We start from the raw sequence: 12201 nt of genomic DNA, 5'->3' as shown, positions 1-12201 counted from the left end.
CTCAAACAGCCATTATGTTGGAAAACGCCCATTTTCCCGATATTGCTCAATTGCTTTGCGAGCAAGAGCATCAGCGCGTTCATTCTCTGGATGGCCCGCATGTCCTTTGACCCAGTGCCATCTGACTGTATGGCAAGAACAAGCATCCTCAAGAGCTTGCCATAGCTCCATATTTTTCACAGGACTTTTTGATGCAGTGCGCCAATTATTCTTTTTCCAACCTTCAATCCATTTAGATATACCGTTACGCACATAAACTGAGTCCGTATAAAGATCGACCAAACAAGGCTCTTTAAGCGCCTTTAATGCACGAATTGCCGCCATCAGTTCCATTTGATTGTTCGTTGTATGAGCCTTACCGCCATAAAGCTCACGTTCATGACCATTCCAGCGTAAAATTGCTCCCCAGCCACCAACTCCAGGGTTTCCTGAGCAAGCACCATCTGTATAAATTTCAACAACTTTTTGTTGACGAGCCATAAAATTTAAAAACCTAATTCATTTAGCGAGCTGACGTTACTGAAAAAACAAAGCTTGTGCCAATACTCCCATGGATCTTTTTTAATAACAAAGCTATCAGGCGGTGTATTAAACCAATCATAAAGACGTGTGAGTAAAAAACGTAAAGACGCACCGCGAGTCAATAAAACAATCTTGTCCAATTCTAAAGGGATCAAGGGTCTTATTTTTTGATAATTTTCCAATAATTTACGTGCTTTACTAAGATTATAGGAATGATCAGCTTCAAAGCACCAAGCATTTAAACAAATCGCTAAATCATAAGAAAAAAAATCATTACATGCAAAATAGAAATCTATTATACCAGAAAGACGATGATTAACAAAAAAGACGTTATCATTAAATAAATCAGCATGAATAATGCCTGTTGGTAAATTGGACGGCCAATTTTCCTGTAAAAAAGCCAATTCCGACTCAATTTTTTGTCCAAACTCTTTTAACAATGCATCTTCTGCGATTTGACAACGTTGCCATAATACCTGCCAATCCATAATAGAAAGCGTATTTTTACGACTGAATATAAAATCCTGTCCAGCTAAATGCAATTGCGCTAATCCCATACCGACTTCGCCACAATGACCTATATCGGGCTGTCGGATCCACTCTCCTTCCAGAAAGGTAATAATAGCAGCAGGACGTCCTGCTAGTTTACCGATCATCGTGCCATCATTTTGAAAAACCGGTTGCGGACAAGGAATTCCACGTTGCCCCAAATGCTGCATCAAACGACAAAAAAAAGGTAAATCATCTTTTGAAATACGCTTTTCATAAAGCGTTAAAATAAACCGCCCTTGTGTTGTCTCCAGCATAAAATTAGAATTTTCAATCCCTTCCTCTATCCCTTGATAAGACAAAAGTGATCCTATTGCGTAACGGGTTAAAAACGCTTTTAAATCATTTGGATGAATATTTGTATAAACGGCCATTATTCTGCTTTCGTTGTAGACATGTCTGTATTCTGATTTTCATTTTTTGCATTATTTGTTTGACCATTTACAAATGCCATATCTTGAGGCGTTAAAATGACGTCACGTAATTCACGACTCACTAAAAATCTTTCCGTTTCCACCACTGTTTCAGCTAATTCTATTGTCACATCATAACGCGCACGAAACGCTGAAATAATTTCATCAATAATAATTTCAGGAGCTGAAGCCCCTGCTGAAAGACTGACAACAGAAAGAGATTTTAGATTTTCAAAATTAATTTCATCAGCACGCTGAACTAAAATAGCTTGCCGCGCACCAGACTTTTCGGCAACCTCTACCAAACGTCGTGAATTAGAAGAATTTGGCGCTCCAACAATCAAAAACAAATCACTCCCCTTTGCAGCTGCCTTAACTGCATCTTGTCGATTCGTCGTAGCATAGCAAATTGACTCAGCCGCTGGGGCTGCTAATGTAGGAAAACGTCGTTGTAATACATCGAGAATTCCTGCTGTATCTTCAACAGAAAGCGTTGTTTGTGTAACAAATCCTAATTTATCTGGATCAATTGGTTGATAATGCAAGGCATCTTCTATCGTTTCAATAAGCGTCACAGCCCCATCTTCAAGTTGTCCCATTGTCCCTATAACTTCAGGATGACCCGCATGACCAATCAATATAACATGACGACCATGACGTTGATGGCGTATCGCTTGTTTATGAACTTTCGAGACTAACGGACATGTTGCGTCGAGATAAAACAAATTATAACGCTGTGCCTCTTCTGAAACAGATTTTGGTACACCATGGGCAGAAAAAACAACCGGTTGACCACGATGTTCTTCTGGAATCTCACCAAGCTCTTCAACAAAAACAGCGCCCCTTTGCTGTAATCCCTCAACCACGTAGCGGTTGTGTACAATTTCATGACGAACATATACGGGAGCACTATATTTTTTTAATGCAAGCAGAACTATCTGGATAGCACGATCAACCCCTGCACAAAATCCACGTGGACCACAAAGACGTATCGTTAAAGGGGGAAGCCCAGACATAAATCATCCTTATAATCTTTATAGCTTTAGTCTCATATTTAGACAAGCTAACATTGTACCTGAATAAGCAATGTAAAAAAAACGTGCAATATCACCTTTTGCATAAGAACACACTCTAATAGTGTTTTCTTACAGAAAAACTTTTTGAAATTCACTTTTTCATTTTATTTGTCTAAAGGTCAATAAAATACCAAACAAGAGATTCAATTAAAAGAGCTCCAAAGATCGCTGCCAAATAAAGTAACGAAAAGAAAAACGTTTTTTTGGCCATCAAAACAGTTTCATCATGGGTATCAGCTTTCCATAAACGATAGGCATAATAAATAAAAATAATGCCTAAAATTGTCGAAAAGATACCATAAAAAATTCCACCAAGACCAGTAAAACAAGGAGCAGCAGCGCATAGTACCATCAAAATAGTATAAAATAAGATCTGTTTTTTTGTTGAATATTCACCTCGTACATTGGGCATCATCGGAATGCCGGCAGCCTCATAATCAAGAGAGGAAAAGAGAGAAAGAGCCCAAAAATGAGGGGGGGTCCACATAAAAATGATTAAAAATAATAAAAAGCTATCAAAACTCACTGTCCCAGTTGTTGCAGCCCATCCAATCATTGGTGGGAAAGCCCCAGAAGCACCACCAATAACAATATTTTGTGGTGTGATACGCTTTAACCAAATTGTATAGATAACAACATAAAAGAAAATTGTAAACGCAAGAAAAAATGCCGAAAACCAATTAATGAAGCTCCCCATAATCAATACCGAAAGCAGAGACAAAGCCATGCCAAAAATAAATGCCTTTTGAGAGCTGATTTTACCCATAGGAATGGGACGCTTTTTGGTCCGTTCCATCACGGCATCAATGTCAGCATCATACCACATATTCAGTGCTCCCGCACCACCGCCACCAGCAGCAATACATAAAATTGCTAAAAAACCATACCACGGATTGATGGGGACAGGAGATACCATTAAACCAACCAGCGCTGTAAAAACCACAAGTGACATAACACGTGGCTTTAATAATGTGATATAATCACCGATACTGGACTTTGGTGGCATTGATTTACCATTCGCAACCGATAACTCTCCTGAAACAGACATTCCACTCAAAATCCTTTTCCATTTCTGTCATTCACAAACAAATATTATTTGGCAAATACTATCTTACTCTCTAGCGTATGAGAATGCCCCATTAAAACCAATTGTATTTTTGAGAAAAGAAAATATGGCATACCCTTCTTGTACGCATCCCCTAAAAATAGATAGAGATATTTGCAACAAAAATACATTTTTTCAATCAACATTTTCTCTTACATTACAAATTTATCATAAAAATGTATCCTACCAAACATCATAAAGCCATGCTGAAAATTTATCTCCTATAAAATGCTCTTTCTGTTCATTTTCCTTTATTTTTTGCATAGAGATGACTATATTTGGTAAATATTGGTTTTGTGTTATAGGTTTTACGTGGGGAATTCATTTTTTATGCGAATTTTATGCAAATCTATGCATGATTGTGTATATATTGAATCGGATAGGATTTTCTGTGATATTTTATAAATTACTCAAAAAAGCTTTTTTTATTGGTGCTGTTCTTCACACACTTTTTAGTAGTTTGATCAATCATGCTTTTGCACAAACGCCCTATGCGCAAAATGTTCCCGCTCCACAGACCTATGGTGCCTGGACAAAGGTTTGTACTCTCCCCCCAGGGACACCTAATATGCAGTGTGAAGTCGTACAAAACGTTCATACACAAGGTCGTCATGATATTACCTTGCGCGTTACATTTTATAAACTTCCCCAAAAGCAAGGTGCTTTAATGCGTGTTTTTGTTCCGATTCGCGTTGAGTTACGTCCTGGCGTTGGAATTAAAATTGACGGTAAAAATATGGGCCGAATGGAATATCGTCGTTGTCTTGGTGATAATTGTGTTGCTGAAGCTTTTCTTAAAGACGATATATTACAACTCTTTTTAAAAGGAAAAATGGCAACCTATTTTATCTTTACAACCCCTGAGCAAGGAATTGGAGGTCTCGTTGACCTACATGGTCTTGGCGATGCTTATGCAACTTTACCCACATGAATGAAATCAATGCCCATGGGATGATTAAAATCCCCTCATCTATTTTGAGAACATCTTAAATTAGATCAATAAAAATCTTCTAACCTCCCAATAAAAATAGGATAATTCTTATGAAATCGCTGATTGATCATTTTGATATTGCTTCCTCTAAAGTGCAATCGCTTGTACAGGAAACGCTTCATGATGCTGATGATGGCGAACTTTATCTCGAGTATAAAGAAAGCGAAGCCCTTTTATTTGATAATGGACAGCTTAAAAATGGCTCTTTCCACCAAGATATGGGGTTTGGTTTGCGTGTCGTTGCTGGAGAAGCAACTGGATATGCACATTCTAGTGAATTATCAGCTGCTGCCCTCAAACGTGCTTGTGAAGCTGCTAAAGCTGTTACCTACAATAATCACGCCGGACCTTATAGCATAGCCCCTCAGCAAACAAATAAGAGACTTTATCAACCGCATAATCCCCTTGATGCTCCGTCATTTGAAGAAAAAAGTGCTCTTTTGCAAAAAATTGATGCTTATTTACGAGCAAAAAATGATAAATTGCATCAAGTGACTGTTGCTCTTTCTGGCTCACTACAACATGTCGAAATTTTACGTGCAGATGGATATTTGGTTCGCGATATTCGTCCTCTTGTACGGCTTTCTATATCTGTGGTTGCGGCTGAAGGCAATCGACGTGAAAATGGTTTTTATGGATGTGGGGGGCGACAAGCATTTGAACAATTTATTTGTGAAGACAATTGGAAAAAAGCCGCAGACGAAGCCTTACGTATGGCTTTAACAAATTTAGAAGCAGAAGCAGCACCTGCAGGAACATTTGATGTTGTCTTAGCCAATGGATGGCCTGGTGTTATGCTTCATGAAGCCGTAGGTCACGGTTTAGAAGGTGACTTTAACCGCAAAAAAACATCTGCTTTTGCTGGACTTTTAGGACAACAAGTTGCCGCAAAAGGTGTGACAGTTGTTGATGATGGAACAATTCCTCATTGCCGTGGTTCTCTGACTATCGATGATGAGGGAACCCCTTCAGGATATAACGTTCTCATTGAAGATGGAAAACTCGTTGGTTTTATGCAAGATAGGCTTAATGCACGACTTATGGGGAGTAAATCAACTGGAAATGGACGGCGCGAATCCTATGCTTATGCCCCAATGCCACGAATGACCAATACAATCATGCTAGGAGGGGACAAAACACCTGAAGAAATCATTTCTTCCCTTAAAAGTGGTATCTATGCTGTTTCATTTGGGGGAGGACAAGTGGATATTACTTCTGGCAAATTCGTCTTTGAATGTACTGAAGCATACCGAGTAGAAAATGGTAAAATTGCTGCCCCCATTAAAGGCGCAACTCTTATTGGAAATGGACCAGATGCTATGAAACGTATCACTATGATTGGAAATGATAGTAAACTGGATAATGGTATTGGTATGTGCGGAAAAGCAGGGCAAAATGTTCCTGTTGGTGTTGGACAGCCTCATCTGCGAATCAATAATATGACAATCGGTGGAACTGCGCTTAAAGAATAAGTTTGCTCATTTCTGCCCAATATTACCCCCCTTCCCGTCTATTCAAACGGTTTATGAGGAAGGATATTTTTTGTATGCAATGCATTGATTTTAAAGATAATCCAACTCATTCAACTTGAATGAGAACCTTTATACCGTATTCTCTTATTTTTAATCTGTGTATGTTGAATCAATAAAAAACATTGATTTGTATACTACAAGATCCGTGTGGAGTAAAATTATACAAGAAAGGCATACCTCTCATGAACCGTCTCAAATGCCAAAGACTGTCATGTCATTGGGAGATAGTCAACATAACGGTGCTGCTGGCTTGTTCAGATATCCTCTCAAACATACCTTTTTCATAATATGTTCGTTTTTTGTGTGGAGTAGCACTGTCTTTTATATTTCATAATCAAAAAGTCTCAAATAAGAAAGCTTCCTATATTCAATGCTCTTAATTCAATGAGAAAAAGATTATTATTGTAGATAAATTTTGAAGAGATTTTTATAATAATACGCAAGTAAATTTTTTAAAATCTTCATGGCGTTAAAAAAAATTCAGGCTAAAGCTTCCAGCCCTTCTTCTTTTTCTTTTTGCTCAAAACAGCAACAATTTCAACGTGGGGTGACCACAAAAATTGATCAATGGGTGTGATTTTTTCTATCGTATACCCCCCAGCAACAAGAAGAGATAAATCACGCGCAAATGTAGCTGGATTACACGAAATTGCCACAACGCGGGGTATTGTTGCCTTCGCCAGTTCACGGACTTGTTCCTCTGCACCCGCACGAGGAGGATCAAAAACAACACTCTCAAAACACTCAAGTTCCTTTACAGAAAGTGGATGGCGGAAAAGATCGCGTCTTTCACAAGTGACTGTTTTTAAACCTGTTGAAAAACGTGCTGCTGAACTTAAATTTTCTAACGCACTCTCATCATTTTCTATTGCATGAACATTCATCTTTTTTGCCATACGCAAGGTAAATGTTCCTACCCCTGAAAACAAATCAAGAGCATTCTTCATTTTTTTTAAATGAGTCAAAATAATATTGCCCATTATATTTTCAGCCTCAACGGTTGCTTGAAGAAAACCACCAGAAGGAAATTCAACACGGACATCTCCAAAGTAAATCTCTGGTTTTTCTCGTTCAATCAAAACTTCACCGTCAACAGATAAACGTGTAATCCCATAAGAAAGAGCTGCACTGATCATTTTCTGGCGAAATGATTCATGGTGTATAATGCAACCGCTTAAAGCAACATCTAAGCCATTTTCAACGCGTGTTATCGTAACATGAAACCGTTTGACAGAGCTGCTTAGAAAAGCACAGAGCTCTCTGATATTACGCAACTGAGAAATAAGCTCTGGGCAGCTTACCGGACATTCCTCAATAGCCACGATCTCATGAGAAAGATAACGGTTAAAACCAACTTTTTGACCCTGTGGAGTCATGAATGCTGTTAGAGTTATCCGCCGTCGGCTATAGGGTTTACATTCTATTAAAGGCGCAACAACGCTCTTAATTCCATAGTTTTTAAGCGCATCAACAACCAATTGTCGTTTCCATACACGATAAGCATCAGCACGCCAATGTTGAAGAGTACAGCCTCCGCATTCTCCAAAATGCTGACAAAGAGCATCAATGTGTTCTGGTGATTTTTGTTTTAATGCTATACATGTCGCATATTTTCCATGAACAATAATTTCTGCACACTCTCTTGGCAAAGTAAAAGGAACATAAACAGAGCCGTACGGCATCTTAGCAACACCATAACCATTTGCTCCAATATGCTCGATTATGACATTGTCACTCACTGTCGCTTTTCTCCAAATAGTAAATATTCCACATTGCCATCACCCCCTGTAATGGGGGAGGAGAGTAAATCTTTTGCACGCCACCCTGTTTGAGTATTTAACCAGACAAAAAGCTCTTCAGCGGTTTCTTTAGCCCTTAATGGATCTAATATTCCTCCCTTACCAAGGTGCTTACGACCAACCTCAAACTGAGGCTTTACCAGTAAAACAGCTTGGGATCCCTTTTTAGCTAAAGACAAAACAGGAGGCAATGCAAGTTTGAGAGAAATAAAACTAACATCTGAAACAATAAGATCAATTTCCCGCCCACCTAAATGTTCCTGTTGAAAATCCCTCACATTTAAGCCTTCTAATAAGGTTATAGCACTATTGCCCAATAAACGTTTATCAAATTGATGATGCCCAACCTCAACAGCAATGACATGTGCTGCTCCACGTTCTAAGAGAACTTGTGTAAAACCACCTGTCGACGCACCAACATCAATGGCCGTTACTTTATCCGTTATAATCGGAAATGCATCAAGTGCAGCAATCAATTTCAATGCTGCCCGTGAAACATAATTCTGCGCTGGATCACAAACGACAATCTCTACATTGTCAAAAAAGGTTTGCCCCGCTTTAAAAACGGTTTCACCATTAACTTTAACAGTTTGGCGCATAATAGCATCACGTGCGCGGGAACGTGTCGTAAAAAAGTTTTTTTCAACTAAAAGAATATCGAGCCTTTTTCTGAAAGCCATCTCATACTCGAGTTTTTATCCTGTTAAAATCTCGCGCCCCAAAGCCGTCAACACCGTATTGATAATACCCATAGCATCAAGCCCAATCGTTGAGAGAACTTTTTCTGGTGAACCATGATTTAAATATTCATCAGGAAGTTTGAGTGTACGAACTTTCAAACCATGCTCTAAGAGCCCTTCTTGTGCTAAAAATTGTAATAAATGTGCTCCAAATCCACCGATTGCACCTTCTTCAATGGTCACCAATACTTCATGCTCACGGGCTAAACGACGCATCAAATCTTTATCCAAAGGTTTTGCAAATCGTGCATCTGCAACCGTTGTCGATAGCCCTTTAGCTCCCAACATATCAGCAGCTCGCAACACTTCTGACATTCGTGTTCCAAAACAAACCAGAGCGATCCTACTTCCTTCACGCAGAATACGTCCCTTTCCAATCTCTAATAATGCACCACGTTGCGGTAAATCTATACCAATACCTTCACCACGTGGATAACGAAAAGAAATGGGACCCTGATCATAAGCTGCAGCTGTACGCACCATATGCATCAGTTCAAGTTCATCTGAAGGCGCCATAACAACAAACTCAGGAAGTGTGGCCAAAAAAACAATATCAAAACTGCCAGCGTGCGTTGCCCCATCTGCCCCCACAAAACCGGCTCTATCAATGGCAAAACGTACCGGTAATTTTTGAATTGATACATCATGAATAATTTGATCATAAGCACGCTGTAAAAATGTAGAATAAATTGCAACAAAAGGCTTATACCCTTCACAAGCAAGTCCGGCCGCAAAAGTTACGGCATGTTGCTCAGCAATCCCAACATCAAACATCTTTTTAGGAAATTTTTCTGCAAAAGCATCAAGGCCTGTCCCTGTTGGCATTGCTGCCGTTATGCCAACAATCTTATCATCATGGCAGGCTTCTTCTATTAAAGCTTTAGAAAATACCTTGGTATAGGGTAGAATATTACTGGGTGCTTTAACCTGTCTTCCTGTTGTGACATCAAAACGGTTAACACCATGATACTTATCAGATGAGGCTTCTGCGGGTGGATATCCCTTTCCCTTATGCGTTACAACATGCACCAAAACAGGACCATGAGGATATTGGCGAACATTTTTTAAAACAGGCAATAAATGCCCAAAATTGTGCCCATCTATGGGGCCAACATAATAAAAGCCAAGCTCATCAAATAACGTTCCTCCAACCAAAAGGCCACGCGCAAATTCCTCTGAACGACGTGCTTTATCCAAAAAAAACTTTGGCAACTTTTCGCTCAACATCTTTACGCGTTCACGCAAATGACGATAAGAGGGACGAGAGACTAATCGTGCAAGATGCGCACTCATAGCACCTGTAGGCGGTGCGATAGACATATCGTTATCATTTAGAACAACAATCAAGCGTGCATCCAAAGCACCAGCGTTATTCATTGCTTCATAAGCCATGCCCGCAGACATTGCACCATCACCAATAACAGCAATGATATTGCGTCTTGTCTCTGCTTTCAAAGCACTTGCCACCGCCATGCCAAGCCCCGCCGAAATAGAAGTGGATGAATGCCCCGCTCCAAATGGATCATACACGCTTTCTGAACGTTTTGTGAAACCTGATAGCCCCCCCTCTTGACGTAATGTGCGAATTTTTTCTCTACGCCCCGTTAAAATTTTGTGCGGATAGGTTTGATGACCAACATCCCAAATAATCCTATCCTCTGGTGTATTAAAAATATAATGTAACGCAACAGTAAGCTCAACAACACCAAGTCCCGCCCCAAGATGGCCACCTGTTACAGAAACCGCATCAATTGTTTCGGCCCGCAACTCATCAGCCAACTGTACCAGATCAGACTCAGGTAATGCCCGCAAATCTTTCGGAAAACAAACACGGTCAAGCAATGGTGTTAAGACCTGAGACAAAAAAAATCCTTCCTATTATCTTAACTCAAGAGAAAGCAACAATAAAAATATATCTTTTCTACTCTTTTATTGAGCGTTTTACATCTTTTTTACTGAAAAAATACTCTTCTCTCTTTGAGATGATTGATGATCTTTCCTATTTTTAACTTATTTTATAAAAAAGAAATCAATAAAATTTACTCTCTATCAACAAAGATTATTGCATTTCTTAAGCGCCACAATAAATATCTCCAAATTTTAATATTATTGAGCGTCAAGCGGCTCTACGCCTTCTGGAGAACCTTCCTGTGAAAGCTGAATTTTTTCAACTTTGGCTTCAGCAACCTTCAAGAGTTTTTCACAATGTTTTTTCAGCGCTTCACCACGTTCATAAATATCAATGGATTGTTCCAAAGGCACATCGCCACGTTCTAAATTTTCAACAATAGCTTCAAGTTGCTTAAGCGCTTGCTCAAAGCTTAAAGCTGTAATATCCCCCTCTTGTATCTCTTTTTTCATATGAACCTCAAAAAATATCTGTCCTAGATATACGAATTCCAAAATCTTCTAAACCTAGATAATGGTGCTCTTTAGAAGCATAAACAATAACAGAGCCAATTCCTAAATATTTTAAAATTTGCGATCCTAAACCAATTTTGCGCCATTCTTCTTCGCGTTCAATCGCCTGCACATGATTTTCTGAACCGTCTCTTGCCATGTTTTGAATGCCAATCGTTGATTGTATAACAGACCCTTCACGCAAATAAACAAATACACCACGTTTTTCTTTTTCCATCATACGCTGCATCATCACCATGATATCTGAAGATTGACAAAAAACGTCATTTATAATGTTTTCATGGTGTAAATGCACAGGAATACCCTCTCCCTCACGGATATCACCAAAAATAATCGCAATATGTTGAACATCTTCCCAAGGGAGTTGATAACTTTGAATAATAGCAGGACCTACAGGTGTTTCAATCGGCATTTCTCCAACACGCTTGATCAATATTTCTTTACGCTGTCGGTAAGCAATTAAATCTGCAACCGTTATGATATGCAACCGATGTTCTTGTGCAAATTTTGTGATCTGATCGCCATGTTTAACACTTCCATCATCATTGACTAACTCACCAATAACACCAACCGGTGGTAAACCAACTAATTGACATAAATCAACAGCGGCTTCCGTATGACCCGAACGCATGAGGACCCCCCCTTCATGCGCAATCAGAGGGAAAACATGCCCTGGACGAACAAAATCATCCGCACTTGTATTTGAATTTGCAAGATTACGCACCGCTAATGTACGGTCATGCGCTGAAATCCCTGTTGTTATGCCGTGTTTAAAATCAACAGTAACCGTAAATTGCGTCCCGTGTGCAGAGTTATTATCTGGTACCATAGGAGCAAGATTAAATCGTTGTGCTTCTTTTTTAGGCATAGGTGTACACACAATACCTGTTGTGTGACGAAGAATAAATGCCATCTTTTCTTCTGTACAATGGGCTGCAGCAACCGTTAAATCACCTTCATTTTCACGGTCATTATCATCTGTCACTACAACAATTTCACCACCTTCAAAAGCTTTAAGCGCAGAAATAATTTTTTCTTCATTATACGCCATTA

11 protein-coding genes are annotated in these 12201 nt (G+C 39.3%); 2 read left to right on the top strand and 9 right to left on the bottom strand.

From position 1 onward, the window contains the following. Nucleotides 1–12: 12 nt before the first annotated feature. From rnhA to cyoE, 4 genes are all read right to left on the bottom strand, one after another. Entirely contained in the window at nt 13–480 is a 468-nt protein-coding gene (gene rnhA, locus FJG96_RS04455) for a ribonuclease HI (protein WP_139412922.1), read from the bottom strand. 5 nt (nt 481–485) lie between these two features. Next, nucleotides 486–1445, bottom strand: a complete 960-nt coding sequence (locus tag FJG96_RS04450; protein ID WP_139412921.1) for a homoserine kinase — start codon at nt 1443–1445, stop codon at nt 486–488. Further along, nucleotides 1445–2500, bottom strand: a complete 1056-nt coding sequence (gene ispH / locus FJG96_RS04445; protein ID WP_139412920.1) for a 4-hydroxy-3-methylbut-2-enyl diphosphate reductase — start codon at nt 2498–2500, stop codon at nt 1445–1447. Before ispH ends, FJG96_RS04450 begins: the two co-directional genes overlap by 1 nt. A 172-nt stretch (nt 2501–2672) precedes the next feature. Then, the gene (cyoE, locus tag FJG96_RS04440) at nt 2673–3608 is read right to left on the bottom strand and encodes a heme o synthase (protein WP_139412919.1); all 936 of its coding nucleotides are present in this window, start codon (nt 3606–3608) and stop codon (nt 2673–2675) included. Between the two features lie 448 nt (nt 3609–4056). Between cyoE and FJG96_RS04435 the strand changes: the two genes are divergently transcribed. Continuing rightward, on the top strand, nt 4057–4596 hold the full coding sequence (locus FJG96_RS04435) for an invasion associated locus B family protein (RefSeq protein ID WP_139412918.1): 540 nt from the start codon (nt 4057–4059) through the stop codon (nt 4594–4596). Between the two features lie 110 nt (nt 4597–4706). Continuing rightward, nucleotides 4707–6128 carry a metalloprotease TldD gene (gene tldD / locus FJG96_RS04430; protein ID WP_139412917.1) on the top strand — a complete coding sequence of 474 codons (1422 nt, stop codon included), beginning with the start codon at nt 4707–4709 and terminating at the stop codon, nt 6126–6128. A gap of 545 nt (nt 6129–6673) precedes the next feature. Here tldD and FJG96_RS04425 read toward each other — a convergent pair. From FJG96_RS04425 to ribB, 5 genes are all read right to left on the bottom strand, one after another. Then, nucleotides 6674–7927, bottom strand: a complete 1254-nt coding sequence (locus tag FJG96_RS04425; protein WP_139412916.1) for a class I SAM-dependent RNA methyltransferase — start codon at nt 7925–7927, stop codon at nt 6674–6676. Further along, complete coding sequence (locus FJG96_RS04420) at nt 7924–8667, bottom strand: TlyA family RNA methyltransferase (protein WP_139412915.1); 744 nt, start codon at nt 8665–8667, stop codon at nt 7924–7926. Before FJG96_RS04420 ends, FJG96_RS04425 begins: the two co-directional genes overlap by 4 nt. 15 nt (nt 8668–8682) lie before the next feature. Continuing rightward, complete coding sequence (dxs, locus tag FJG96_RS04415) at nt 8683–10590, bottom strand: 1-deoxy-D-xylulose-5-phosphate synthase (RefSeq protein ID WP_139412914.1); 1908 nt, start codon at nt 10588–10590, stop codon at nt 8683–8685. 243 nt (nt 10591–10833) lie between these two features. Beyond that, nucleotides 10834–11088 (bottom strand): exodeoxyribonuclease VII small subunit, encoded by a 255-nt coding sequence (locus FJG96_RS04410; RefSeq protein ID WP_139412913.1) that lies wholly within the window; start codon nt 11086–11088, stop codon nt 10834–10836. Between the two features lie 7 nt (nt 11089–11095). Further along, entirely contained in the window at nt 11096–12199 is a 1104-nt protein-coding gene (gene ribB / locus FJG96_RS04405) for a 3,4-dihydroxy-2-butanone-4-phosphate synthase (protein WP_139412912.1), read from the bottom strand. Nucleotides 12200–12201: the final 2 nt, after the last annotated feature.

This window comes from Bartonella mastomydis (assembly GCF_900185775.1).
In the GTDB taxonomy this organism is placed as follows: domain Bacteria; phylum Pseudomonadota; class Alphaproteobacteria; order Rhizobiales; family Rhizobiaceae; genus Bartonella; species Bartonella elizabethae.
This window is presented reverse-complemented; position numbering and strand designations above follow the sequence as displayed.